The 25,825-nt window shown below is 64.1% G+C and carries 25 protein-coding genes and 1 pseudogene; 12 read left to right on the forward strand and 14 right to left on the reverse strand.

Features of this window, described 5'->3' with window-relative positions; all coding sequences use genetic code 11:
• Window positions 1–45: 45 nt before the first annotated feature.
• Window positions 46–756 (reverse strand): GntR family transcriptional regulator, encoded by a 711-nt coding sequence (locus Q8M85_RS10365; protein ID WP_305543894.1) that lies wholly within the window; start codon window positions 754–756, stop codon window positions 46–48.
• A 175-nt stretch (window positions 757–931) separates the two neighbouring features.
• On the opposite strand from Q8M85_RS10365, the gene Q8M85_RS10370 reads away from it, so the two are divergent.
• The 6 genes from Q8M85_RS10370 to Q8M85_RS10395 all read left to right on the forward strand — a co-directional run bounded on the left by Q8M85_RS10370 (window position 932) and on the right by Q8M85_RS10395 (window position 6,342).
• Complete coding sequence (locus tag Q8M85_RS10370) at window positions 932–2,119, forward strand: ABC transporter substrate-binding protein (RefSeq protein WP_305543896.1); 1,188 nt, start codon at window positions 932–934, stop codon at window positions 2,117–2,119.
• Window positions 2,120–2,204: 85 nt separating this feature from the next.
• Window positions 2,205–3,074 (forward strand): branched-chain amino acid ABC transporter permease, encoded by an 870-nt coding sequence (locus tag Q8M85_RS10375; protein ID WP_305543898.1) that lies wholly within the window; start codon window positions 2,205–2,207, stop codon window positions 3,072–3,074.
• A 4-nt stretch (window positions 3,075–3,078) separates the two neighbouring features.
• Window positions 3,079–4,095 carry a branched-chain amino acid ABC transporter permease gene (locus Q8M85_RS10380; RefSeq protein ID WP_305543899.1) on the forward strand — a complete coding sequence of 339 codons (1,017 nt, stop codon included), beginning with the start codon at window positions 3,079–3,081 and terminating at the stop codon, window positions 4,093–4,095.
• A complete protein-coding gene (locus tag Q8M85_RS10385) occupies window positions 4,092–4,874 on the forward strand; it encodes an ABC transporter ATP-binding protein (RefSeq protein WP_305543901.1) in 783 nt (260 codons plus the stop codon). The genes Q8M85_RS10380 and Q8M85_RS10385 overlap by 4 nt, the downstream gene beginning before the upstream one ends.
• A gap of 42 nt (window positions 4,875–4,916) precedes the next feature.
• Window positions 4,917–5,630: an ABC transporter ATP-binding protein gene (locus tag Q8M85_RS10390; protein ID WP_305543967.1), complete on the forward strand. Its 714-nt coding sequence runs from the start codon at window positions 4,917–4,919 to the stop codon at window positions 5,628–5,630.
• A 1-nt stretch (window position 5,631) separates the two neighbouring features.
• Window positions 5,632–6,342, forward strand: coding sequence for an aspartate/glutamate racemase family protein (locus tag Q8M85_RS10395; RefSeq protein ID WP_305543904.1), 711 nt, complete (start codon window positions 5,632–5,634; stop codon window positions 6,340–6,342).
• Between the two features lie 132 nt (window positions 6,343–6,474).
• Here Q8M85_RS10395 and Q8M85_RS10400 read toward each other — a convergent pair whose 3' ends face one another.
• Window positions 6,475–7,110, reverse strand: coding sequence for a DUF1109 domain-containing protein (locus Q8M85_RS10400; RefSeq protein ID WP_305543907.1), 636 nt, complete (start codon window positions 7,108–7,110; stop codon window positions 6,475–6,477).
• Entirely contained in the window at window positions 7,107–7,640 is a 534-nt protein-coding gene (locus tag Q8M85_RS10405) for a sigma-70 family RNA polymerase sigma factor (RefSeq protein ID WP_305543970.1), read from the reverse strand. Before Q8M85_RS10405 ends, Q8M85_RS10400 begins: the two co-directional genes overlap by 4 nt.
• A 187-nt stretch (window positions 7,641–7,827) precedes the next feature.
• On the opposite strand from Q8M85_RS10405, the gene Q8M85_RS10410 reads away from it, so the two are divergent.
• Both Q8M85_RS10410 and Q8M85_RS10415 read left to right on the forward strand, forming a co-directional pair.
• Complete coding sequence (locus tag Q8M85_RS10410; RefSeq protein WP_305543909.1) at window positions 7,828–8,541, forward strand: cytochrome c biogenesis CcdA family protein; 714 nt, start codon at window positions 7,828–7,830, stop codon at window positions 8,539–8,541.
• A 26-nt stretch (window positions 8,542–8,567) separates the two neighbouring features.
• Complete coding sequence (locus Q8M85_RS10415) at window positions 8,568–8,975, forward strand: thioredoxin family protein (protein WP_305543912.1); 408 nt, start codon at window positions 8,568–8,570, stop codon at window positions 8,973–8,975.
• Window positions 8,976–9,053: 78 nt separating this feature from the next.
• On the opposite strand, the gene dctP is transcribed toward Q8M85_RS10415, so the two are convergent.
• From dctP to Q8M85_RS10435, 4 genes are read right to left on the reverse strand one after another with little or no spacing between them, the layout of a single operon-like run.
• Complete coding sequence (gene dctP / locus Q8M85_RS10420) at window positions 9,054–10,142, reverse strand: TRAP transporter substrate-binding protein DctP (protein WP_305543915.1); 1,089 nt, start codon at window positions 10,140–10,142, stop codon at window positions 9,054–9,056.
• Window positions 10,143–10,195: 53 nt separating this feature from the next.
• Window positions 10,196–11,533: a TRAP transporter large permease subunit gene (locus Q8M85_RS10425; RefSeq protein ID WP_305543918.1), complete on the reverse strand. Its 1,338-nt coding sequence runs from the start codon at window positions 11,531–11,533 to the stop codon at window positions 10,196–10,198.
• Window positions 11,534–12,043 carry a TRAP transporter small permease subunit gene (locus Q8M85_RS10430; protein WP_305543921.1) on the reverse strand — a complete coding sequence of 170 codons (510 nt, stop codon included), beginning with the start codon at window positions 12,041–12,043 and terminating at the stop codon, window positions 11,534–11,536.
• Window positions 12,044–12,068: 25 nt separating this feature from the next.
• Entirely contained in the window at window positions 12,069–12,827 is a 759-nt protein-coding gene (locus Q8M85_RS10435; protein WP_305543924.1) for a DeoR/GlpR family DNA-binding transcription regulator, read from the reverse strand.
• Window positions 12,828–12,975: 148 nt separating this feature from the next.
• Here Q8M85_RS10435 and Q8M85_RS10440 point away from each other — a divergent pair, with 148 nt between their 5' ends.
• The 3 genes from Q8M85_RS10440 to Q8M85_RS10450 are packed head-to-tail and all read left to right on the forward strand — an operon-like array spanning window position 12,976 to window position 17,007.
• Entirely contained in the window at window positions 12,976–14,373 is a 1,398-nt protein-coding gene (locus tag Q8M85_RS10440) for an NAD(P)/FAD-dependent oxidoreductase (RefSeq protein WP_305543927.1), read from the forward strand.
• Complete coding sequence (locus Q8M85_RS10445) at window positions 14,366–15,580, forward strand: NAD(P)/FAD-dependent oxidoreductase (RefSeq protein WP_305543930.1); 1,215 nt, start codon at window positions 14,366–14,368, stop codon at window positions 15,578–15,580. The genes Q8M85_RS10440 and Q8M85_RS10445 overlap by 8 nt, the downstream gene beginning before the upstream one ends.
• Entirely contained in the window at window positions 15,577–17,007 is a 1,431-nt protein-coding gene (locus Q8M85_RS10450; protein WP_305543933.1) for an FGGY family carbohydrate kinase, read from the forward strand. Before Q8M85_RS10445 ends, Q8M85_RS10450 begins: the two co-directional genes overlap by 4 nt.
• A gap of 11 nt (window positions 17,008–17,018) precedes the next feature.
• Here Q8M85_RS10450 and Q8M85_RS10455 read toward each other — a convergent pair whose 3' ends face one another.
• From Q8M85_RS10455 to Q8M85_RS10465, 3 genes are all read right to left on the reverse strand, one after another.
• On the reverse strand, window positions 17,019–18,977 hold the full coding sequence (locus Q8M85_RS10455; RefSeq protein WP_305543936.1) for a proline/glycine betaine ABC transporter permease: 1,959 nt from the start codon (window positions 18,975–18,977) through the stop codon (window positions 17,019–17,021).
• Window positions 18,974–19,993 (reverse strand): glycine betaine/L-proline ABC transporter ATP-binding protein, encoded by a 1,020-nt coding sequence (locus tag Q8M85_RS10460; RefSeq protein WP_305543939.1) that lies wholly within the window; start codon window positions 19,991–19,993, stop codon window positions 18,974–18,976. Before Q8M85_RS10460 ends, Q8M85_RS10455 begins: the two co-directional genes overlap by 4 nt.
• Window positions 19,994–20,071: 78 nt before the next feature.
• Window positions 20,072–21,010, reverse strand: coding sequence for an ABC transporter substrate-binding protein (locus tag Q8M85_RS10465; RefSeq protein WP_305543941.1), 939 nt, complete (start codon window positions 21,008–21,010; stop codon window positions 20,072–20,074).
• Between the two features lie 346 nt (window positions 21,011–21,356).
• Between Q8M85_RS10465 and Q8M85_RS10470 the strand changes: the two are divergent.
• A pseudogene (locus Q8M85_RS10470) lies at window positions 21,357–21,497 on the forward strand (Hsp70 family protein); the annotation flags it as partial.
• A 327-nt stretch (window positions 21,498–21,824) separates the two neighbouring features.
• Here Q8M85_RS10470 and Q8M85_RS10475 read toward each other — a convergent pair.
• The 4 genes from Q8M85_RS10475 to Q8M85_RS10490 form a co-directional block, all read right to left on the reverse strand.
• The gene (locus tag Q8M85_RS10475) at window positions 21,825–22,298 is read right to left on the reverse strand and encodes a hypothetical protein (protein WP_305543973.1); all 474 of its coding nucleotides are present in this window, start codon (window positions 22,296–22,298) and stop codon (window positions 21,825–21,827) included.
• Window positions 22,247–23,698, reverse strand: a complete 1,452-nt coding sequence (locus Q8M85_RS10480) for a hypothetical protein (protein WP_305543944.1) — start codon at window positions 23,696–23,698, stop codon at window positions 22,247–22,249. The genes Q8M85_RS10475 and Q8M85_RS10480 overlap by 52 nt, the downstream gene beginning before the upstream one ends.
• A 343-nt stretch (window positions 23,699–24,041) precedes the next feature.
• Window positions 24,042–24,425, reverse strand: coding sequence for a hypothetical protein (locus tag Q8M85_RS10485; RefSeq protein ID WP_305543946.1), 384 nt, complete (start codon window positions 24,423–24,425; stop codon window positions 24,042–24,044).
• Between the two features lie 611 nt (window positions 24,426–25,036).
• A partial coding sequence (locus Q8M85_RS10490) for a hypothetical protein (RefSeq protein WP_305543949.1) occupies window positions 25,037–25,825 on the reverse strand: 789 nt, incomplete at its 5' end.

The following is a 25,825-nucleotide window of genomic DNA, read 5'->3' on the forward strand; positions in this document are numbered from 1 at the left end:
GTCTTCCAGTTGCGCCGGGCCTCCTCGGACGCCCGCACGCACAGACTATCTGCGGAAGATCGCCACCAGATCGCTGGCCCCGTCGGCGGGCCCGTTCAATTCAAGGTGGGTCTGGATGTGGCGCAGATGCTCGACCATCAACTGCGCCGCAAGGTCGCTGTCGCGCGTGCGGAACGCGGTGCAGATATCTTCGTGGTCTTCGTCCCGGCAGTTCGACACCCCAGGGCTGCCGAATATCCCGATGATCAGCGAGGTGCGCGTCACCAGTTCCTTTACCATGCGCAAGGCCACTGTGTTGTCGGCTATCTCGGCCAGCAGGACATGGAACTGGCCAGACAGCCGGATGGCATCGCGGCGACGGTTGGCTACATGTGCCTCGTGCTCCAGCCGAAGATGCTGCTCCAGCATCGACAGGTTGTCGGCGGTTGCCCTCTCGACAGCCAGGCGGGCAACGTTCGGCTCGATCATCAGTCGGGCCTCGAAGACCTCGCGCGCCTGTTCAGCCGTGGGCGAGGCGACAAAGGCCCCGCGGTTCGGCAGAAGGTCGACAACCTCGCGACTGGCCAGCAGAAGCAGGCTTTGCCGGATTCGCATCCGGCCGACGTTGAACGCCTCACACAAGGCGGCTTCGGATAGCTTGGTCCCGGGCGGCAGACGCTGGTCGATGATCGCCTCGAAGATTCGCTCGACGATCTCCTCCTCGTCCAGTTCGTCGACGCGCGTGACCTGTTCGGCTGTGTTGCCGAGGGTGTCCATCGATATGTCCGTTCCAAAACTGTTCGGAATATACGCTACGGGGGACGCGCCCGCCCATCAAGAGGCAGATCGTGTACCATGCGGAACATTTTTGTTGACAATCTTGTCAGCAGATCTGTCAATCAAGCTGTCGCGGACTCGAATTCCGCCGACCCAATGAACAGGGAGCATCAGAATGAAGAGACGCAATTTCCTCGCGACGACGGGCCTGACCCTCGCACTTGCCCTTACGGCAACTTCGGCCGCCTGGGCCCAGAACGCGACGCTGAAAATCGGTTTCGTTGGCGTGACCTCGGGTCCGGCGGCGGCCTGGGGCATTTCGAACCAGCGGTCGATGGAGGCCCGCGCGGCCTGGCTGAACGAGCTGGGCGGCGTCCAGATCGGCGACACCACCTATGACATCGAGATCGTCCCCTTCGACGACCAGAAGGACCCCAAGCGCGCAATCGCGGGCCTGGAGAAGATGGCGCAGGACGGCATCCACTATGTCGTCGGCCCGAACGTCGATGACGGCGCGGCAGCGGTGCGCCCGGTCGCCGAGCAGAACGGGATCATGTATTTCCCCTATGCCTTCCCGAAAGAGCTGTACACCGCGCCGGCATCCAACGCGATCCTGGGTATGGTGGCGAACTATCAGTCCGGCCCGGCGATCTACAAATACCTGATGGAAAACAAGGGCGTAAAGACGGTCGCCTTTATCGCCGGCAACGAATCCGACCCGCTGAGCCAGCGCGATTCGGGGGCCGCCGCCGCGCGTGATCTGGGGCTGGACGTCGTTTCCGACACCGTGACCTACCAGATGGACACCACCGACTTCACCCCGGTCCTGCTGCCGGTGATCCAGACCGCGCCGGACCTGCTGGTCCTTTCCGGTGTGTCGCCCGCCAACGCGCCGCAGCTGATCCGTTCGGCCCGGGAACTGGGTTACACGGGCCTGATTTCGACCGAAACCGCGCAGGATGCCGCCGTTCTGGCGGAAGGCGCGGGCGAGCTGGCGAACGGCTTCATCTCGGTCGGCGGGGCGTCGACGCCTGAACTGGCCAGCGATGCGATGAAGGAATTCGTCACCCGCTACACAGCGATGTTCGGCGAGTACAACGACGAGTCGAACACCAAGGTCTATGCGCTGGAATACATCATCGAGACGCTGAAGGCGAACCCGGCGGCAATCGACAATGTGGACGAGTTCAAGACCACGATGGACACCTTCGAGGCGCCGAACCCGTTCATGGTCGGTGATGCGAAGCTGACCTATGTCGGCACCTCGTCCTTTGGCCAGAAGCGCCAGGTTTCGGTGCCGCTGGTGGTGAACGAGTTCCAGGACGGCAAGTTCGAGACGCTGTTCGTCGCGCAGGTCGACTAAGGCCTGACGTCGGTTCAGAGTCGCATGCAGGGTCCGGGCGCGCTCCCCGGTCCGGGCCCTGCTGTCTTTCGCAAAGGACCCCCGGATGGAACAGATCCTTGCCAACGGCCTGTATCTTGGCGCGCAATACGCCCTGATCGCCCTGGGCCTGACCCTGATCTTCTCGCTGATGAACGTGCTGAACTTTGCCCACGGGCAGATGTACGTCTTTGGCGGCTTTGTGACGTATACGGTCGTCGCCCAGTTCGGGTTGCCGTTCATCGTGGGGCTGATCGCCTCGGCCGTCGTGCTGGCGGTGATGGGGGCGCTGATCGAGAAGTTCCTGTTCCGCCCGGTCATCCGAAGATCGAAGCGCGACGAATCCACCATGCTCCTGGCCGCCGGGATCGCCTTCTTCCTGGATGCGGTGATCCTGCTTCTGTTCGGCGAAAAGCAGCGGGGCGTGCCGAAGATCGTCAATGGCGTCTTCAACTGGGACATGCGCCTGATCATGCCCTATGACCGCATCCTGATCGCGGCGCTGGCCGTGGGGCTGATCGTCGGGTTCATCCTGTTCATGCAGTATTCCCGCACCGGCCGCGCCATGCGGGCGCTGGCGCAGGACCGGATGGCCGCGCAACTGATGGGTGTCGACGTCGACCGCTATTCGATGATCGGCTTTGCGATGGGTGCGATGCTGGCCGGGTTGGTCGGCGGTCTGCTGGTCACCATCACCGGCATCAACCTCGGCATGGGTGGCCCGACCTCGATCAAGGCGTTCCTTATGATCATGATCGGCGGGGCAGGTGTGATCTCGGGCGCCATCGCCGGCGGGTTCATCCTGGGGATGATGGAGTCGGTGGGCCTGACCCTGTTGGCCGCCTACGGTGACGTCACTTACCTGATGATCTTCATCACCCTGATGATCTTCCTCGCCATCCGGCCGCAGGGCCTGATGGGCAAGCCGTGGGGTTGAGCAGATGACCGATCAAACGCAAGCCGCGCCCGTTGCCGAAAGCCGCGTCCTGTCGACCCCAAGACTGCTGGGCATCGGGGTGTTCCTTTTGGTCGTCTTCGTCCTGGTGCCGGTTTTCATCAGCCTGAGCGGGCGGTGGGACTTTTACTACACCCTGACCTCGGTGGCGTTGCTGTCCGTGGCTGCTGCAGGGGTCTGGCTGACCTTCTACATCGGCCGGATCAACATCGGCCAGGGCGCCTATGCGCTGATGGGGGGCTATGTCTCAGCCGTGCTGATGACGCAGTACGGGGTCAGCTTCTGGCTGACACTGCCGCTGGCCGGGATCTTCTGTGCGGTGGTGTCGGTGGGGATCGGCCTGCCCATCCTGCGGCTGCGCGGCGTCTATTTCGCCATGGTCACGCTGGTCCTGACCGAGGTTGCGCGCCTGACTGCCCTTGCGCTGCCCATCACCAACGGCGCGAAGGGGATCACCTCGATCCCGCTGCCGGGCGAGCTGTCGATCTTCGGCCTGACGATCATCCCGGACTTCGCCACGCTGGCGAACCCCAAGCTTGCCTTCTATCTGATGGCCGCGCTGCTGATGGTGCTGACCTATCTGGTCCTGTGGCGGATCGTGAACTCGCGGCTTGGCCATCTCTGCCGGTCCTTGCAGCAGAACGAGGAGCTGTCGGCCTCGATCGGCGTCAACACCGCGATGCTGAGGGTGCTTGCCTATGCCATCTCGTCCTTCTTCGGCGGGCTGGCAGGGGCGATCTTCGTCGCCATCTCGCAGTCGATCTACCCGTCCTCCTTCGTGGTGCAGGATAGCGTGAACTTCATGCTTTACTGCTTCCTTGGCGGGCTTGGCTATGTGTTCGGGCCGATGCTGGGGACGCTGCTGCTGTACTTCGGCTGGGACCTGCTTTCCATCGCCAAGCAGTACCAGCTTCTCATCTACTCTGGCGCACTGATCGCGCTGATGCTGATCCTGCCGAACGGCGTTCTCAGCCTTCTGGACAAGAAAGGCGGCAGCAAATGAACGCCATCCTGCAAGTCAAGAACGTCACCAAGCGGTACGGCGGGCTGACGGCGAACAATGACATCAGCTTCGATGTCGCCCCGCAGGAGATCCTGTCGGTGATCGGGCCGAACGGGGCGGGGAAGTCCACGCTCTTCAAGCAGATCGCCGGGTTCGTCACGCCGACGACGGGCGAGGTGATCTACAAGGGCACCAAAATCTCCGGCCTGCCGCCGCACAAGGTGGCGCGGCTGGGGGTGGTACGGACCTTTCAGGAAACGACGATCTTCAAGTCGATGACCGTGCGCGAGAACGTCATCGTCTCGCATCACCTGCGGTCGAAGGCGTCGCTGCTGGGGTTCTTCTTCGGGTCGTCGCAAGCCAAGGCGGACGAGGCAGAGTTCGGGAAGTCGGCCGATGACATCATCGACTTCCTGGGGCTGCAGGCGATCCGGGACGAGATGGCGTCGAACTTGCCGCAGGGACACCTGCGCGCCCTTGGGATGGCCATCGGGCTGGCGACGCACCCCGAGATCATCCTGCTGGACGAGCCCTTCGCGGGCATGAACCATGACGAAACGATGCGGATGGTCGCCCTTGTCCGCCGGTTACGCGATGAACGGGGGCTGACGGTCCTTCTGGTCGAACACGACATGCCGGCGGTGATGAAGATCTCGGACCGGATCGTCTGCATCAACTTCGGCGAAAAGATTGCCGAGGGGACGCCCGCCGAAATCCAGGCCAACCCCCGCGTGATCGAGGCCTATCTGGGCAGCGAAGACGCTGCGATCGGGATGTGAATGATGACCCAGACAGCGACCAATCTGGAACCGGCCAAGAAGATGCTCAGCTTCGACAATGTCGAGCTGTACTACGACCACGTCTACGCGCTGAAGGGCGTGTCCATCGACCTGATGGAGGGCGAGACGGTGGCCCTGATCGGGGCGAACGGGGCGGGGAAGTCCTCGATCCTGCGGGCGATCACCGGGCTGCGGAAGATCAAGTCCGGCACGATCAGCTACCTTGGCGACCGCATCGACGGCCGTCCGGCGGCGGAAATCGTCAAGCGCGGCATCGCGATGGTGCCCGAAGGGCGGCGCGTCTTTCCGCTGATGAGCGTGAAGGACAACCTGCTGATGGGGGCTTTCACCCGCACCGACAAGCAGGGGATCGAGCAGACGCTGGAGAGCGTGTTGACCCGCTTTCCGCGCCTGAAGGAACGATTCACCCAGCAGGCCAGCACCTTGTCGGGCGGCGAGCAGCAGATGATGGTGATCGGCCGCGCGCTGATGGCCAAACCGAAGTTACTGCTTCTGGACGAACCCTCGCTGGGCATCGCGCCGAAACTGGTGCAGGACATCGCCCGCGCCATCGTGGCAATCAGCCGTGACGAGGGCGTGTCGGTCCTGCTGGTGGAACAGAACAGCCGCATGGCGCTGTCGATCTCGAACCGGGCCTATGCGATGTCGACGGGGCAGGTCGTGCTGTCCGGCGTCTCGAAAGACCTGATGCACGACGACCGGATCAAGGCCGCCTACCTTGGTGGAGACCTCTGAAATGCGCCTGCTGGTGATCAACCCGAACTCCACCGCCTCGATGACCGAAAAGATCGGCATCGCGGCGCGGGGGGCGGCGAGTGCCGGGACCGAAATCATCGCGGTGAACCCGCTGGGCGGGCCGGTGTCGATCGAGGGCTACTATGACGAGGCGCTGTCGGTGCCCGGCCTTTTGCACCTGATCCAGACCACGCCCGGCTTTGACGCGGTGATCATCGCCTGCTTCGACGACACCGGCCTTGACGCCGCGCGCTGCCTGACCGACCGCCCGGTGATCGGGATCGGCGAAGCGGCCTACCATTTCGCCTCGATGATCGCGAACAAGTTCTCGGTCGTGACCACCTTGGCCCGGTCCGTTCCGGCGCTGGAGCATAACCTGCACAAATACGGGCTGGCGACGCGCTGCGCCCGGGTGCGGTCGTCCGAGGTTGCGGTGCTTGACCTGGAGCGTCCCGGGTCGGACGCCTGCAACCGGATCAGCGCCGAGATCGGCCGCGCGGTGGCCGAAGACCGGGCCGAGGCGATCGTCCTTGGCTGTGCGGGGATGGCCGACCTGGCCGCACGGCTGGAGTCGACGCACCGGCTTCCGGTGCTGGACGGAGTGACCTGTGCCGTCAAATTGGCCGAGGCGATGGTGGGGCTTGGCCTCAAAACATCCCGGCTCGGCGGGTACGCACCCTCTCCGGCGCACAAGTTGCAAGCCACGGCATGAACCGCCGCACGGCGCCTTTGCCTTCAGTCCCTGGATGCTAGCCTCAGCTTCGCCCAGCGAAGGGCGGGCACCGAATCCCGAAGGGCTCGGCGAAGATGGCGATCCACTGGCCCGAGGCTTTGCGCCGAGGCGCTACCAGCGCAGAATCCGGGCCCCGATCAGCGTCGACACCAGCGTGACCCCGGCGATCGCCAGTCCGTACCACGTGACGTAGAAGAGCGGACTGTCCTCGATGCAGTGCATCGCATAGGCCATCGCGGCAAGGCCACTGCCGCCAAGCCCCGCCGCAAAGCCGGCCAATGCGGGAGTGGTCGTGGCCCCCTTGTGCAAGCTCATCAGGATCGCCGCGACCGGCAATACGGACAGAAGCGGGATCATCACCAGGCAGGTGGTCATTGTCTTGCCGACCAGCGCCATTTGCCTCCCCTCGGCTGGCGTGGAGACATAGGCCCAGACCAGAAGCCCCAGCGCCGCCAGGACCGGCAGGGCAACCGGCCAAAGCCGGGCCAAGCTGCGCCCCTCTGGCCGGGCCAGAACCAGCGCAAGCCGCACCCCCAGAACGCCCAACGCGGCGGTCAGCACGAAGCGCATCACCGAGAAAGGTTCACCCAGCGACGCCAGAAGGTCGTCCCGGAACCCGAGCGAGACCAAGACCACCAGAACTGCCATGGCCAACGCCAGGGCCAGCGCAGGCCACAGGAACGCCCGCAAGGGCGGCTCTGTCCGGCTGTCGGCGGCAAGCGCCACAATAAGGTTCTCGGTCTTCATTTCAAATGCCTTTCCCTTAGGGCGGCCAGTGTCTTGAACGCGCGATGCAGGGCCACCCGAACCGCGCCCTCCGTCATGTTAAGGGCCTGCCCGGCCTCGGCCACGCTGGACCCCTCGATCCCGATCATTCGGACCAGCCGCCCCGAGCGGTCGTCCAGAAGCCCGATCATCTTCGCCATATCGGCGGCCTCGGTCGGGTCGGGTCCGGCCTCGGCAGCAAGGATTTCGTCGAAATCCTCGATCGGCACTTCCACCTTGCCACCGCGCGACCGGAAGGCGTCGACGACCTTGTACCGCGCGATGGCATAAAGCCAGGGCCGGACCGGCGCACCGACCTGCCAGGTGTGCCGCTTGAGATGAACCGCAAGCAGCACTTCCTGCAGCACATCCTCGCAGATTGCCTCGCCCAGGCCCCCTGCCTTTGCCCGGACGACGCCCCGCAACACCGGCGTGATCGTCCGCAGAAAGGCAGCATAGGCCCGACTGTCGCCAGAGTTCGCTTCAGCCAGCAAAGTGCCCCAATCGTCCATCAACTACGCATTCCTTGCCTGCCTGTTCGCGATTGACGCACTTTTGTTACATCCGCACAGGCGTCTCCGCACGAAGTCACCAACGCGTGAAATCCGTAACGAACGCCACTTGCTTTCGAATGGCCTAGTGGATGCAGCGGGTTGGCGTCAACACCGGCTGCGAAGACACTCAGGACGGGGACCCGCATTGGAACTGCTGTTTGCCTACCTTGCCGGGCTACTTACGCTGATCAACCCTTGCGTCCTGCCTGTCCTGCCGATTGTCCTTGCCTCCAGCCTGCATCGGGACCGCCGGGCGCCGGTGGCACTGGCCGCAGGGCTTGGCCTGTCCTTCGTGGTCCTTGGTCTTGGCGTGACCGCCATCGGCCCCGCCCTTGGCCTTGACAGCGACCTTGTCGCGCGGGCTGCGGCTCTGGTGATGGTGGCATTTGGCCTTGTCATGCTGGTGCCCGCCTTTTCGCAACACTTTGCCACGGCGACGGCGGGCCTTGCGAACCGGGCCGACGCGCAGATCGACCAGACCACGGACTCCGGCCTGGGCGGCCAGTTCGTTTCGGGCGCGCTTCTGGGCGCGGTGTGGAGCCCCTGTATCGGCCCGACCCTGGGCGCGGCGATTGCACTCGCCTCGACCGGCGAAAGCCTGGGCCGGGCCGGGGCGATCATGGTGGCTTTCGCGCTTGGCGTCTCGACGCTGATCCTTGGGCTTGCCTACGGAGCTAAATCTGCCCTGCGCCGCCGCCAGGCCCTGCTGCGCAGCCTGGCCGAGCGCGCAAGGCCGATCATGGGCGTCGTCTTCATCCTGGTCGGCACCGCGCTCTGGTTCCGCCTGAACCACGGTGTCGAAGCCTGGCTGATCGACACCCTTCCCGCCTGGCTGATCGACGCCTCGGTCAGCCTCTGACCCCCTCACCCCCGAAGGAGACATTCATGAACCGCCGCGCCTTCCTTGCCTCGACGGCAGCCCTCACCTTGCTGCCCCCCGGACTTCATGCCGCAGAGCCGCTGCTCTATGCACCTGGGTCCGCAGAAACCGCGATGGACGCTGGCAAGATCGTGCTTCTCGACTTCTGGGCCAGCTGGTGCTCGACCTGCGCCGCCCAGGAACGTGTCCTTGACACCCTCAAGGCCGAAAACCCGGCCTACGAGCGGAAAATCATGTTCTACAAGGTGGACTGGGACCTTTATGCAAAGGACACCCTGGCGATGGATCTCCGCATCCCGCGTCGGTCTACTCTCGTGCTCCTGAAAGGCCGCGAGGAACTGGGCCGTATCGTCGCCGGCACATCCAAAGCCGACATCCAGGCACTGCTTGACAAGGCCCTGACCGCAAGCTGAGCGATCAGCCCATAACAGACGTGAGGGCGCGAACCTTGGGCGCGCCCTCACCGGACGCGCCGCCAGTCCTCAGCCTGTTCACCGATACGGATATCCAGCCTTATCCATCGTCTCGGCGTATTTCTTGAACGCATCAACCACCCTGCCCGACCGCGGCGACGACGCGGCGACTTCGTCCCAGAAGCCCTTGGAATCCTCGACCACCTGCGCCCATTCCGCGTCCGGCAGCGAGGTCAGCTCCATCTTCTCGCCCTCGACGCGCAGCTTCGCCTCGCCGCCCCAGTACCAGACCTGGCGATAATAGTGCGACTGGTCGATCGTGCTTCTGAACAGCTGTTGCAGATGCGGCGGGACCTTTTCCCAGCTGGCGGTGTTGGCGAAGTAGCTGCCGAACCAGGCCCCGGTGACCGAGTTCGTGAGCGCGTATTTGCAGACATCGGCCCAGCCAACCTCATACGCCTCGGTAAAGCCGCACCAGGCGACGCCGTCGATCTCGCCGGTCTGCATCGCAACCTCGACGTTGTCCCACGGGATCGTCACCGGGATCAGGCCGTATTTCGCCAGGAACTTGCCTGCCGTCGGCACCCCGAAGACGCGCAGGCCCGCCATGTCGGCCAGGCTGCGGATCGGCTTGTTCACGGTGAAGATGTGCAGGGGGTCCCAGGCCCCGGCGGAAAGCCAGGTCACGCCCTCGACCTCGTTGTAGGCCTCTTCCCAGATTTCCTTCAGCCCGTAGTACTGGAACAGCGCCGGCACATCGAGACTGTAGCGGGTGGCGAAGGGGAAGTAGCCGCCGAAGACCGAGATGTCGACCGGCGAGGCCATCGTCGCCTCGTCCGATTGCACCGCGTCCAGCGTGCCGTTCTGCAGCGCGCGGAAGAGGTCGGCGGTGGGGACAAGCTGGTCGGCGTAGTAAAGTTCGATCTCCATCTCGCCGTTGGCGGCGGCGTTGAAGGCCTCGATCTGCGGCTTGATCACATGGGCGCCGAGGGGGGCGCCGGAGTAGGTCTGAAGCCGCCACTTGATCGGACCGGACTGCGCATTGACGTACGGTGCGGCCAGCGTGGCCCCCGCAGCGGCACCCGCCCCCAGGACGGACTTGCGCAGGAAGTTCCGGCGCGAGGCTAGGATCGCCTCGGACGGGCTTTGCGGTTTATTGTCGGTCATCGTCATCTCCTTGTTGTTACGGGCTTCTATGGCCCTCGTGGTGGTCCGTTCGGTCAGCCGCGAACATTAATCTGCTCGGGAAGCCAGAGCGCGATCTGCGGGAAAATCATCAACAGCACGATGGTCAGTGCCATCATGGCCGCAAAGGGCCAGATCGAGCGGTAAATGTCGCCCAGACTGATCTCTCTTGGGGCAAGCGAGCGCATGAGGAACAGGTTGTAGCCGAAAGGCGGCGTGATGTAGGCGATCTGGCAGGTGATCGTGTAAAGGACGCCGTACCAGATCAGCTGGTTGTCGAAGCCGAGGTCGAGGCTGGCGACCAGCGGGATGTAAAGCGGCGCGACAATGACCAGCATGGCGGTGTCGTCAAGAAACATGCCCAGCATCAGGAAGCTCAGTTGCATCATGATGATGATGGCCCAGGGGCTGAGGTCCCATTGTTTCAGGAACAGGTTCTCGATGGCCCGGACCGCGCCCAGCCCGTCGAAGACCGCGCCGAAGGCCAAGGCCGCCAGGATCAGCCACAGGAACATGCAGGATACGGCAAGGGTCTTCATCGAAGTTTCGCGGATCAGACGCCAGGTGAAGCGGCCCTTCACCAGCGCCGCCAGCGTGGCCGAGGTCGCGCCCACGGCCGAGCTTTCGACAAGGCTGGTGTAACCCGTGACGAAAAGCCCGGTCATGAAGAAGAAGATCAGGAAGGGGATGATTCCGGCCCGCGCAAGGGCCAGCTTCTGCCCGAAGGTCATGTTCAGCTCTTCCGGGGGGACCGGCGGGGCAAGCTTGGGGTTCAGCTTGGCGCGGATCACGATGTAGGTGATGAACATCGCGGCCATCATCAGACCCGGCACCAGCCCGGCGAACCACAGCTTCGACACCGGCTGTCGCGCGATCATGCCGTACAGCACCAGCACGACCGAGGGCGGGATCAGGATGCCCAGCGACGATCCGCCTTGCACCACGCCCGAGATCAGCACCTTGTCATAGCCGCGCCGCAGCATCTCGGGCAGGGCGATGGTCGCGCCGATGGCCATGCCCGCGACCGACAACCCGTTCATCGCCGAGATGATGACCATCACCAGGATGGTGCCGACGGCCAAGCCACCGGGCAGGCGGCCGAACCAGACATGCATCATCTTGTACAGGTCTTCGGCGATCCCGCTTTCCGCCAGAATGTAGCCCATGTAGATGAACATGGGCAGCGTCAGCATAGCGTACCAATTGAACAGCTTGAAGACCTGATTGTAGGGCAGTTCGACCGCCCCGTTGCCGTACAGCAGAAGCGCCGCCCCCGCGGCCACGAACCCGATGGCGGCAAAGACCCGCTGGCCGGTGATCAGCAGAAGCGCCATGGTGGCGAACATCAGCAGCGCAATCATCTCGTAAGACATTTACAGGCGCTCTCCACGCAGGGTCGCGATGTGCTTGAACACCAGCGCAAAGGCCTGGAACAGCATGAGGACAAGACAGACCGTCAGCAGCGCCTTGATCGGGATGACCGAGGGGTTCCACATCGAGAACCGCTTCTCATCGGTCTCGATGGCGTATTGCAGCGACGAGATCGACCCGAAAAGCATGACACCCAGATAGAAGATCATGCACCAGACCGTGACCAGATCCAGCCTGGCCTTCCCACGGTCCGACATGTTCGCGTACCACAGGTCCATACGGACATGTTCGTTGTTCTTCAGCGTGATCGGTCCGCCCATGAAGTAATAGGCGGCCAGCGTGAACTGGGTGAATTCGATGGCCCAGTGGATCGGGATGTTCAGGACGTTGCGCGTGACCGCGTCCAGAAGCAGCGTCGCGACCATCACGAAGATCAGCGAGGCGGCAAGGTAGCCGACGTAATCGGATATCCTGTCGACGATCCGCACATAGGCCTTGATCAGATGCGGCATCGTGTGCCTGCCACTGCGGTTCTGCTCAGGTCCACAAGTCCACTCCCCTGACTCTCAGCGCCTCTCTGTGCGCCTTGTCCAACTGATTGTCGCTGATGATCACGTCGACATCGTCGATGGCGCAGACCGCATAGGCTGCGTGCTGTCCGAACTTGGTGGAATCCGCAAGGATCGTCAGCGTCCGCGACCCTTTGATCATCGCACGGGCAATCTGCGCTTCGTCCAGGCTAGCATCCATGGCGCCCTGGTCTGGATCGACGGCCGCCACCGTCAGGATCGCCCGGTCGGCGCGAAAGGCCTGCAATTGATCGATCACCGCCACGCCAGTGGTCTGCGCATTGTCGGCTCCGTACCGCCCGCCCAGAAGGTGGATCGTCGCATCGGCACCTGCATGCGAAATCCGCTCTGCCAGACGGCAGGAATTGGTGATGATCGTCAGGTTCGGAATCGCAGCCAGGGGTTCGGCTGCGGCCAGCGTGGTCGATCCGGTGTCGATGAACAGGGTCTCGCCCGGCTGGATGGACTGGGCCAGGCGGCGGCCAATGGCAGCCTTGGCCTCCGCGGCGACGATCTTGCGTTCGTCGTGGCTGGGCTCGCGGATCAGTTGCCGACGCCGTGCGCCGCCATGCACCTTCTGGACCCGGCCAAGCGCGTCCAGGTTGCCAAGGTCCCGGCGGATGGTCTCGGCCGATACGTCGAACCTGGCTGCAAGCATCTCGACCGACACTTCCCCTTCACGCCGGATGATCGCCTCGATCTGAGGCTGTCGTTCGTGCGGCTTCATCATCATCCCCAGATCAACCGACCGCCTTGGGCGACCAAGGTCAACAATTTTCTTGACCGAATGGTGAAATCTTGACGTCCCTTCAGACAGTCAGCTTGACGGAAATGACCAAGTAGTCAATATCTGTTGAAAACCTCGTGGTGATTGGATGAACCTCGCGGATCACCCGGACAAGGGCACATCATTTGACGTCGCGGTGATCGGTGCCGGGGTGGTCGGCGCTGCGCTGGCACGGGCGTTCACGCTGGCCGGGGCAAGGGTTGTGGTCCTGGAAAAGGCAGTCGACGTCCTTGATGGGGCATCGAAGGGCAACAGTGCCATCCTGCACACCGGCTTTGACGCACCCGAAGCTTCGGTTGAACTGGCCTGCATCCGCGAAGGCTATGCGCTTTACCATGACATCCGCGACCGGCTGGGCCTGCCGCTTGTCCGCGCCGGGGCGATGGTCCTGGCCTGGACCGAGGAAGAAGAGGCCGGGCTGCCCGCGCTGATCGCCCAGGCGACGGCCAATGGCGTCTTGGACGTGCAGCCGCTGACCGGACCCGAAGCACAGACGCTGGAGCCCGCGCTGTCTCGTGCCGTCCGCGCGGGTTTCCAGGTACCGGGCGAGCACCTGATCGACCCCTGGTCCGCCGCGCATGGCTATCTTCTGCAGGCCCTGGCCAATGGGGCCGTACTGAAGCGCCAGACCGAAGTCCTCGCCGGGCGGCGGTCGGGCGACCGCTGGCATCTTGCAACCACGACCGGAGACGTCTCGGCCAACCTTGTCATCAATGCAGCGGGCCTTTGGGGGGATGAGGTCGACCGCCGGGTCACCGGGGAAAGCTGGTTCACCATCCGCCCCCGCAAGGGGCAGTTTGTCGTCTATGACAAGACCGCCGCCGCCTTGGCTGGTCACATTCTTCTGCCGGTCCCGACCAAGATCACCAAGGGCATCGTCGTGTGCCGGACTGCATTCGGCAACTTGCTCGTAGGACCAACGGCCGAAGAACAGGATGACCGCGAACACGCGCCAGTCGAGCGGCCGACCCTGCAGGCGCTGATGCGGCGCGGCGAAGAGATCCTGCCCGCCCTGGCCGGGCATGAGGTCACGGCGGTCTATGCGGGCCTGCGCCCCGCGACCGAGGAAAAGGAATACCGCATCCGCACCGACCTTGCTCCGGGCTACATCTGCGTCGGCGGCATCAGGTCCACCGGCCTGTCTGCGGCTCTCGGCATAGCGGAGCATGTCGTGCGGCTGGCCGAACGCAGTCACACTCCGATCGCCGACCCGGTCTGGCCCAGAATGACCAACATCTCGGTTGACGGTGCCCGCGACTGGCAATGCCCCGGACATGGCGGGATCGTCTGTCACTGCGAACTGGTGACGCGGCGCGAGATCGAGGCGGCACTGACCGGACCTTTGGCCACGGGCAGTCTTGCCGGTCTGAAACGGCGGACGCGGGTGACGATGGGGCGCTGTCAGGGGTTCTACTGCACGGCCGAACTGGCGCGGATGACCGAAGGGCGTCTGGCGCAGCCAATGGCGGAGCCTCCGCATGACTGAACCCGAGGTCATCGTCATCGGCAGCGGGCCGGCGGGCCTTGGGGCGGCCACTGCCCTGGCGCAGGCCGGGCGGCGTGTTCTGGTTCTGGAGCGTGAAACGCAGGCGGGCGGCATCCCCCGACACTGCGGCCATTACCCGTTCGGCATGCGCGAGTTTCAACGCCTGCTGCGCGGCCCCGACTATGCCGCGCGCCTGACGGATGCCGCACGCGCTGCCGGTGTAACGATCCGCACCCGTACGACCGTCACGTCCCTGCAACCTGGCGGCGTGGTCGAGATCACGGATGACGCAGGGCCCTCAGCCTTGACCGCGAAGGTCGTCCTGATGGCAACCGGCGTTCGCGAGACCAGCCGTGCGGCCCGGTTGATCGGCGGGGAAAAGCCGGGCGGGGTCCTGTCCACCGGGGCCTTGCAGGGGATGGTCTATCTCAACCGGCAGCGGCCTTTCCGCCAGCCGGTGATCCTGGGAAGCGAACTGGTTGCCTTCTCGGCGCTGCTGACCTGCCGCCATGCCGGGATCAGACCCCTGGCGATGATCGAACCGGCAAGCCGGATCACGACGCGAACTTCGGCCCGCTGGCTAGCCGCGGCGATGCGGGTTCCGATCCTGCTGCACAGCGACATCGCCGCGATTCACGGCCGGACACGGGTGGACGGCGTGACGCTTGCCACCCCTGCCGGCCAAAGGGATCTGCCAGCCGATGGAGTGATCGTCTCGGGCGGCTTTCGCCCCGACGCGGCACTTCTAGTTGGCAGCCATCTTCAGATCGATGCCGCCTCTGGCGGGCCGGTCATCGACCGCTGGGGCCGATTGTCCGATCCCGCCTACTTTGCCTGCGGCAACTTGTTGCGCGGCGTGGAAACCGCAGGCTGGTGCTGGTCGGAAGGACGGCGTGTTGCCCAGGCCATCCTTGCCGCCTTGCAGGATCATCTGCCGGAACCGGGAGGTGTGAGGCTCTCGCTTGCCCATCCCGCGCTACGCTTGGCGGTACCGCAGGTTGTCGGCGCTGGTGCCTCCGGCTCTCCGTATGACCGCCTGCAAGTCCGCCTGAGCCGTCCCGCGAAAGGCCAGTTGCGCTTGATGCAGGATGGACGCATCCTTGCCGCGACCCGGATCGACAGCCGTCCCGAACGTCGCCTGTCATTGCTCTTGCCACACAAACTTGGCCACGGCCCGTTGACGCTGACGATTGACGAAAAGACATGAAGATCGCCGCGATTGATCAGGGCACGACCAGCACCCGTGTTCTGCTGATGGCCTCGGACGGGCGTCTGACTCCGGTGCTGTCCCTGCCGCACGCCCAGACCTACCCCTTGCCCGGCCAAGTCGAGCAGGATGGCGAAGAGCTGCTGGCCAACATCCAGCACTGTCTGATGGGGGCTACGGCAGAGGTGGTCGGCCTTGCCAACCAAGGGGAAAGCTGCCTCGCCTGGGATGCACGAGACGGTCGACCAATCTGCCCGGTCATCACCTGGCAGGACGACCGCACCGCCGACGTGACCGCCGCGCTGACGCGGGACGGGGCCGCGCCTCTGGTCATGGCGCGGGCCGGTTTGCCGCTTGATGCGTATTTTTCGGCCTCGAAGCTGGGCTGGATCATGCGCCACGTGCCCCGCGCGGCAGAGCTTGCAGCACTTGGTCACCTGCGACTGGGCACGACGGATGCCTTCTTCCGCGACCGGCTCACCGGTCGGTTCGAAACTGACATCGCCACAGCTTCGCGCACCTCGCTGATGAACCTCTCGACCGGCACCTGGGACGCCGATCTTTGCGCCCTTTTCGGCGTGCCGATGGCGTGCCTGCCGGTGATCGGCCCAACCTCGGGCGATCTGGGGGTGCTGCCCGGCGGCGCCCGGCTTGCCGCCTCGATCGTGGACCAGCAGGCGGCGCTTTTGGGACATGGTTGCCGCGAACCCGGAGACGCCAAAGTGACCTTCGGCACCGGCGCTTTCGTCCAGTGCCTCACGACCGGGCTGTTGCGGCCAGAAAGGCCCGGTCCCCTGCCCACCGTCGCCTGGCAGCCGACCGGGAATCCGGTTGCTTATGCGCTGGATGGTGGCGTCTATGCCGCAGCCTCGGCGGTCAACTGGGCGGGCGAGCTTGGGCTTTTCCAAGACTACGACACGATTTCCGATTTCGCCAAGTCGCCCGCCATCGACCGGGGCATCGCCTTCGTTCCTGCCCTGGCGGGTCTTGGCTGCCCCCATTGGAGCCGTGCCGTCCGGGGTGCCTGGCTGGGATTGTCGCTGGCCGACGGCAAGGCCGACATGATGCAGGCGCTTCTGGAAGGGGTCGCCCTGCGCACCGCCGAGGTGCTGGCGGCAATGGCAGCACTCCAGCCGTTCCAGGGCCCGGTCTCGATCGACGGCGGCCTGTCGCGGAACCCCTATTTCGTGCAGTTCCTGTCAGAGGTCTCTGGCCATGACCTGTTCCTGCCGGATGAAACCGAACAGACCGCCGCAGGTCTTGCCCGTATGGCCGCCGAGGCGTCGGGTATCGGGCTTGCCGAAACCCGACAAGGCCGACATGTCCGCGCAACGGGCAGCCAGCACGCGCATCGGAGCGCCCGCTTCAACGCCGCCCGCCAGGCGGTCGAAGGCTTTGCGCGCCTGTCTTCAGGTCCATCTGTTTAGGATGCGCCGCATCACGCGCCCTCCAGACGCGCGCGCGCGCGCCATGCGGCAGCTCCGATCAGCCGGTCGGCGATGATCGCGATTGCGGCGACGGCGAAACCGGCCACAAGACCGCGCCCGACATCGGCGGTGGCCAACGCCGAATAGACCTCTTGCCCAAGGTCGCGCGTGCCGACCAGCGCGGTGATGACCAGCATCGACAGCGCCAAGAGGATCGTCTGGTTCAACCCCAGAAGGATCATCGGCACCGCCATCGGCAACTGGATCTTGCGCAGGATCTGCGCCCTGGTGCAGCCGCAGACCACGCCGGCCTCGATCAGCTCGGCCGGGACCGAGCGCAGGCCGTGGGCGGTGTATTTCACGGCTGGCACCAGCGCGAACAGGACGACGGCGATCATCGCACTGAAGTCACCGACCCGGAACAGCATCACCACCGGGATGAGGTAGACGAACGACGGCAGCGTCTGCAGCGTGTCGACCACCGTGCCGATCACCTTGCCCGCCGTCTCGTTCGAGGCGGCAAGGATCCCCAGCGGCACGCCGATCAGCATGGCGATCACCACCGACAACCCGCACAGGTAGACGGTAATCATCGCCAGCTCCCAAAGCCCGGTCGCCGCGACGAATAGGCCCAGCGCCAGCACCAGACCCGCCAGCCGCAGCCCCCCAAGCCGCCATCCCGCAAGTGAAAGGACCGCCAGCAGAAAAAGCCAGGGCAGACCCAGGAAGAACCGCTTCACCGGCAGTAGCAGAGCCTCAAGGAACCAGACGCGCACAGCTTCAAGCTGGTCGAAGTAGGTGACGTTGATGTGCTGGATCAGGTCGGACCAGAATGGCTTGGTGGTGATCTCCCAGGCCTTGGGCCAGTCCTGCAAGGCGGGGAGCAGATAGCCCAGCGCCCCGCTGACCAGTGCCACGATCAGCACAACGGTCGTTCGGGGGTGGCGGCGCCACCAGTTGCCCTGCCGCACTTCGGCCCGGGCCACCCGTTCCGACATGGCCTGCCCCAGCCGGTCCAGCACCACGGCAAGCGCGGTGATCGCCAGCCCCGCCTCGATCCCGCCGCCGATGTTCAGCTGGCGCAAGCTTGCCAGTACGTCGGCGCCCAACCCCCCGGCCCCGATCATCGAGGCGATGATGACCATGTTCAGGCTCAGCATGATGACCTGATTGACCCCGACCATCAGGTCGGGGAGTGCCACCGGCAACATGACCTTGCGCATCCGCTGCCAGGGCGTGCAGCCGGCCATGTTGGCGAAATCCAGAATCTCGGACGGCACCGCGCGCAGGGCGACAATGGTCACTCGCACCATCGGCGGCATGGCGTAGATGATCGTGGCCAGCAGGGCCGCTACCGGGCCAAAGCCGAACAGCACCAGGATCGGCACCAGAAAGGCAAAGGTCGGAATCGTCTGCATCAGGTCAAGGATCGGGGACAGCACCCGCTCGACCCAGGGCCACCGCCAGGCCGCGATGCCCTGTGCGACGCCGCCCAGCACCCCCAGCGGCACCGCAATCGCGATCGAGGCCAGCGTGACCATCGCGCTGTCCCACTGCCCGAAAACCGCCAGGTAGGTCATCAACGCCCCGGCAAGCAGCCCCAGCCAGATATCGCGGGCGTAATGCCCCAAGGCCACGACAGCTACCGTGACCGCCACCCAGGACAGGGGTGGGATGATCGTGGTCGCTCGGCGGCCTTTGCCTTCGGTAATGCCGTCGACCAGCAGGACCTTGACCACCTCGTATGGAGCCTCGACCAGGGCGGCGAAGCCGCGTGTCAAATCCTTCACCGTCACCGGGCCGATCGCGGCGCTGTCCGTCAGCCATTTCATCGCCGCCGTCAGCCAGCCCGCAAACGGCACCTGCATCTCAGGCGGCGGCCACAGCCAGCCTGCAGGAAGACTGGCAAAGACCGCCAGCCCCAGCGCAACCAGGGCAAGGCTGGCCCAGATCCCGCGCCAAAGCGTCATGTGTGCTTGCCGATCAGGATCGAGATCACCGCGGCCGGAGTGACATGACCGATCACGGCGCCATCTCGCTCGACGGCAAACGGCGCATCCGCCAGGACGATGCGGTCAGCGACGTCTTCGATACGCGCCCCGGCGGGCAATGTTCCGGCCACGCTCTCGAACTGGCCGGCAACAGCGATCCGGCCCAGGGTCACGACCTTCGCCCGGGCCACATGCGCAGTGAAGGCCGCAACATAATCGTTCGCCGGGGCCAGAACCAGTTCCTCCGGGGTCGCCACCTGCACGACGGCTCCGTCCTTCATGATGGCGATGCGGTCGGCCAGCCGTATCGCCTCGTCGAAGTCATGGGTGATGAAGATGATCGTCTTCTTCAACTGCCGCTGGATGCGCAGGAACTCCTCCTGCATTTCGCGGCGGATCAGGGGGTCAAGCGCGCTGAAGGGCTCGTCCAGGAACCACAGGTCCGGTTCGACGGCCAGGCTCCGGGCAATCCCCACGCGCTGCTGCTGCCCCCCGGAAAGCTGCCGCGGAAAGTTGCCCTCGCGCCCCTGCAGGCCAACCAGTTGCACGACCTCACGCGCCCGAGCCTCGCGCGTCCTGCGGTCGATCCCCTGCACTTCCAGCGGGAAAGCCACGTTTTCCAGGACCGTCAGATGCGGCAGAAGGGCAAAGTGCTGGAAGACCATTCCCATCCGGTGCCGCCGGATCTCGATCATCCGTGCGGCCGAAGCCTTCAGCAGGTCCTCGCCGTCGTACAGGATCTCACCCGCCGTGGGTTCGATCAGCCGCGACAGGCAGCGCACCAACGTGCTTTTCCCCGACCCGGACAGCCCCATGATGACGAAGATCTCGCCCTCGCCGATCTCAAGGCTTGCATCCCGGACCGCGCCGACATGATCCGACTGCCTGATCTCTTCGAGGCTCGGCACGCCACCCTTGGCCAAAAGCCGCTGCGGGTGCGGGCCATAGATCTTCCAGACATGCCGACAGGCAAGCTTGACGGGGCGTTCGATCATCTAGATTTCCAGGGGCAAAGGTCCGGCAGCCAATCGGCAGAGAGGCGGGAGGGCGCTTGTCCCTCCCGCCGGTCGAGATCACTGGATCCACGTCGTCCAGACAGCCTCGTTCGCGGTCATCCACTCGTCCACCACATCCTCGACCGACATGCCGTCGACATCCACCTTGCCGACCATCGCGCCCATTTCGTCGTTCGTCATCTGGAACGCGGTGATCGCCTTCGCGGCGCCCGGCCACTTGCCCTCCAGGCCGGCCCAGCCGACTTTCAGGATGCCCCCTGTCGGCTTGCCGCAGTCATGCGTCGCGTCGGGGTTCAGTCCCGCAGCCGGATCGGTGTAGCACTCGACCGAATAGGGCGGGAATTCCACCCATTCGCCCTCATATTTGATCGGAGCCCAGTGGGGCGCATAGATCCACAACAGGATCGGCGCCTTGCGCTGATAGGCTGACTCCAGCTCGGCAAACATGGCCGCGTCGGTGCCTGCGTGGATCACTTCGTAGTTCAGCCCCAGCGCCGCGACACGCTCTTCATCGAAGCCGCCCCAGGTGACGGGTCCGCCCAGATAGCGTCCCTTGGGTGCGGTCTCGGGCGTGGCAAACAGCTCGGCGCAGTCGTTCAGCGCCTGCCAGTCCGGCAGTCCTGGGCATTGCTCCTTCATGTAGGCGGGATACCACCACTCTTCCTTGCCCTGCATCCCGGTCGGCCCGAAACTGACCGTGTTGCCCGTCGCCAGCGAGGCGGCCATCGCCTCGGCGGCCGTCGTCTCCCACAGTTCCATCGCGATGTGCAGATCGCCGGATTCCAGCCCCGGGAACTGCGCAAGGTAGTCGGCCTGCACCAGTTCGACGTTATAGCCCGCCTCCTCCAGCACGGCGGCCATGATGTTGGTCGTGATCAGCTGTCCGGTCCAGTCGTGCAGCGTCAGCTTGATCGGATCAGTGCTTTCCGGCTCGGCTATTGCCGCTCCGGCACCGATCAGCAAGGCCGCAATGGCCATCGGGTAGCGCGTTCTCATCTTTCTCTCCGGATCTGTTGGGTATCGTCCGCCTCCCGTTGATCGGAAGTGCGCGTGCCAGCCCAGCTTTCGGTGATCGTCCCGCACTGTCAAAGCATTTGTTGCGCCTGGATCGAAAGGCCGTGAACTGCGCGGAAGTTGCCGGAGGCTGATTTTCGTCAGTTGTGCGGCCATGCGTTCATTTTCAAAGCGGCGCAGAAGGTTGTCTCGGCTGGGCACGTCCTTGACACCCTCCTTCACGCCCCCTACGGCGCTGGCTCCGCAGGCCGCGAGGATCACCAACATGGCACAACGAGCACTTGGGCTTGGGGTTGACTTTGGCACGTCAAATACCGCCGCCGGCTATATGTGCAACAATCGGCCGCGCCTTATCCAGTTCGCGTCCGGCCGGACCACAATCCCGACGACCTTCTTCTTTGACTATGACGCACGCAGGATGCTGATTGGCGAACTTGCCAATCAGGCGCTCCTTGACGGTGTCGAAGGGCGTTTCATGCGGGCACTCAAGCGCGTCCTGGGCACCAGCCTCATGCATGAGCGCCGACAGATCCTGAACGAGCGGGTGACCTTCGTCGACATCGTCGGCCGCTTTCTGGCCGAGGTGAAGGCACGGGCCGAGGCCGAGGCCGGCACGATCTTTGACCGCGTCCTCTCGGGGCGGCCTGTGGTGTTTCACGGCGTCGGCGATCCTCGCGAAGCGGCAGCCGAGGCGGATCTGCGCGCCTGCTACCTGGCGGCCGGCTTTCGGGAGGTGGATTTCATGCCCGAGCCGCAGGCAGCAGCCATCGCCAGCGGCGCGCTGGGGGACCCGGGGTCAATCGGCTTGGTCGTCGATGTCGGCGGCGGCGTCGCAGGCGCGGACGGAGACCACCTGGGCGCGGAACCCGGACGGGTCGGTGAGGGCCACAAGCGTGGCGGTGACAAGCGCCCCATTCACCACAACCTGCCGCACCAGGTCCGTCGCCTGGAACACCCCGTCCTGGTTCTGGTCCACCCAGGTCTGCGCCGTCACCTTGTCGGCCCCTAGCGTCTCGCGCATCAAGCCGCGCACCGAGCCATCGGTGTTCGTCGCCGTCACCGTCCTGACCCGGCTGCCATCCGCCGCAATCACCGTCTGATCCACGGTCACCAGGTCGATATCGCCATCCCCGTCTACATCCGCACTGGCCGTCTTCACCAGCGCATCCGCCGACTGCACCACCGTCGTCACCGACCGCGTGCTGCCATCTCCGTTCTTCACCGTCGCCACCGAGGTCGTCGCCGTCCCCGCCGCACCCGTGATCGACATCTGGTCCGTCCGGTCCACCGTGCCGTTCCCGTCCAGGTCCAGCGCCACCGTCCGCACCTTCCCGTCCGCACCTTCCCGTCCGCGCTGACCGTCTCAGTCTCCCGCGCCCGAAGCGTCCCGTCGCCGTTCCGAATCTCGGTCACCTCGGTCCGGCTGTTGTTCGCCGCAATGGTGATCGAGTGGCTCTCCAACGTCTCGGCCACCCCGTTCCCGTCCCGGTCCGTCCCCTCCGACCGCACCAAACCGTTGGCCGAGACCGTCTCGGTCCGCCCGTGGATCACCGCACCGTTCTGTGCCAGCTCTTGAAGCACCTCGGTCCGGCTGCCATCCGCATTCGTCGTCCAGACCTCGCGCTGGTCGAACCAGCCGCCGCCGACCGAGTCGCGCTGGATCGTGATGACCTTGCCGTCCGCGCTGGTCGTCGTCACTGTCCGGCTGGTCAGGATCCCCACCGTCCAGTCCGCGCCCAGCCGGTTCACCACCGTCTCGACCTTCGTCCCGTCGCCGTTCGTCACCCGGTCGATCCGCTGCACCCGGTCTGTCACCCCGTCGCCGTTGTCGTCATACATCCGCAGCGACGCCGTACCCGCCGGGTTGGTGAACGAGATCACGCGGAACGCCACGCCCCCATCGGTGTCATACCCCGTCTGGGTCAGCACCCGCTCGTTCGCGACGTTGGTCGTGGCGCTTTCCACGACCCGATACCCCGCCGCATCGGCGGTAAGCGTCGTGTTCGCCACCGTCCCCGTCGTCCCGTTTGACCGCGTGAACGTCGTCTGCCCGGTGATGACCGACCCGTCGGGGAGTTCAATGTTCACCGTATTGGCCGTCAGGTTGATCTCGGTGATCCCCAGGGCCGCCAGCGTCATCACGGTGGTCGAGCCATCGGCATTGGTGACCATCACCTTGAACTTCGCGAACTCCGCGTCCGCCGCACTCAGCTTGCCATCGCCGTTGGTGTCCCAGATCGACCGGAGCGCCTCCAGATCCCCCGCCGCCGTCGGGTTCCATTCGGTGAAGACATACTGCCGGTGTTCGGTGATCGCATTCCGCCCGTCGGGGTCATAGAACAGCACCCCATCCCCCGCCCCCGCCCAGGAGGAGCGGTGCTGGAGGCCATCCTTCCCGGTCATGAACTGGGTGGAGTTCTGGTATTCCGTGATCTTGACGCCATTGCCGTCAAGGTCGAGGAGGATGGGCTGCGGGCCGGTCTTTTTCGGGTCGTCCTTTGGTTGTGGTGCGGCCTTGGTGGTGGTCTTGGTGACTTCCTTCGGCCCTGCTGGGGTGCTTACGGTCTGCTTCGTGGTGGTTTGCGAGACACCAGACTTGTAGGTCGTGGTCGTGGTGGTCTTCTCGTAGCCGTATTCGTTCTTGGTAATAGAGGTGGATTTGCTGGACACAGCGGACCCGGCTTTGCCGGAGTCTCCGCCACCGCCGCCAGAGCCGCTGTACTTGGTTGCATAGTCGTCCTTCTTCGAACTGCTAGAAGAGCTTGTGCCGCTCTTGGGCGTAGAAGACGATCCAGAGCTCGTCCCGCCCTCATAACCTGCCTGTTCACGAAGAATTGCATCCGGGTAGAAGTTAACGTCGTTGCTGCTGCTGTATTTGACAGGACCAGGGACTGGATCGGATAATTCCGCACAGTTTCATCTGACCTCATTGTGCTCTGATCGAGCTCAATGGTGCCAGGCTGCCCGCTAACAATCGCCTCAATGCGCTCTGCGGCAGTGTCCAGAATGGGGTTCATTGGCTCAGTCCTCGCCTGAAGGTTCTAACTAGAAAGTACGCAGCACAGCCTGAAAGAAGGATTATTGTTGAAAGCTTCATGCAAACAACAAAACTCCTGAGTGGGGTTAAGTACACGGCGGTGCCAGTATCCCTCAACGACTGGTCATCAACGAAGAAGTCGAGAACTACCAGCCCAAGGGCAAGTACAGCAGCCGGCATCCCATTTACGAAAAGAAGGGAAATCGAGCTCGCATAAGAATTTTCAACTCCGACAGCTTTGAGTACTTCGCTAATGATAGTGACGATTAAGGTGAATACAAAGAAGAATACTAGCACCAACGAGAGTTCAATGGCTCCACTGACTGATGTAGCGCTGAGGTCAAGGAGAATCCTTTCCAATTGGCTAACTCCAGCATGACCCGCTTCAGCGGAAGAGTCGCTTCGGGAAAGTGATGGATTCAGAAACAATGACAGGAGAAATGCGGCCAAGAACAAGCAGAAACCAAAGCTTGATAAGGCTATAATTTTAGTTATCGCTCGAACACTCAAGGCACGGGTTCCTAATCTCTATGCGCACTCGCAGCGTAGCAAGCGTTGAAGAAGTGCGAACTTTCCGCTTCCCTTCATCTTTGCTCCCCGCGCCAAGCCCACCCCCCACACCCCTCACTCCAACCCCGTCCATCCGCGCACCGAACCGTTAACCACGCTCTCACCAGACCTCACACAACCGTGAGCTGTCAATCTCCCCTGACACTTTCCCACAGGAATATTTTACGGCCCCCACCCTCACTCAACCAAGTGGTTCCTTACACGCAACAGCGCACACCCACTGTCACGAAGTTCCAGCAGCGCCGCCCCTCCAGAACCATAATATCAACCTAAGGGCGACCACCTTTCACCCGTCACGCGCGCGCCCCAAAAGTCGGAAAGTCAAACCTTTCCAAATCCCTAACGCCCGCGACCAACCCGTTGATTCCAAACATCCATCCGCGTTTGTCCACCGTGGACACTCACGCCGCCAACCGCCGGTCCCGGTCCCGCCAAGACCCCGCCCCATCCCCTGCCAGCGTCGTGTTCGCCACCGTCCCCGTCGTCCCGTTCGCTCGGGTGAACGTCGTCTGCCCGGTGATGACCGACCCATCGGGGAGTTCAATGTTCACCGTATTGGCCGTCAGGTTGATCTCGGTGATCCCCAGGGCCGCCAGCGTCATCACGGTGGTCGAGCCATCGGCATTGGTGACCATCACCTTGAACTTCGCGAACTCCGCGTCCGCCGCCGTCAGCTTGCCATCGCCGTTGGTGTCCCAGATCGAGCGCAACGCCTCCAGATCCCCCGCCGCCGTGGGGTTCCATTCGGTGAAGACATACTGCCGGTGTTCGGTGATCGCGCCCCTACCATCGGGGTCATAGAACAGCACCCCATCCCCCGCGCCCGCCCAGGACGAGCGGTGCTGGAACCCGTCCTTCCCGGTCATGAACTGGGTGGAGTTCTGGTATTCGGTGATCTTGACCCCGTTCCCGTCTAGGTCGAGGAGGACGGGCTGCGGGCCGGTCTTCTTCGGGTCGTCCTTGGGTTGTGGTGCGGCCTTGGTGGTGGTCTTTGTGACTTCCTTCGGCCCTGCTGGGGTGCTTACGGTCTGCTTCGTGGTGGTTTGCGAGACACCAGACTTGTAGGTCGTGGTCGTGGTGGTCTTCTCGTAGCCGTATTCGTTCTTGCTGGACGAGGTGGACTTGCTGGAAACAGCTGACCCGGCTTTGCCCGAGTCCCCGCCGCCGCCGCCAGAGCCGCTGTACTTGTC

It is taken from the genome of Tabrizicola sp. (assembly GCF_030694085.1).
Taxonomy (GTDB): Bacteria; Pseudomonadota; Alphaproteobacteria; order Rhodobacterales; family Rhodobacteraceae; genus Tabrizicola.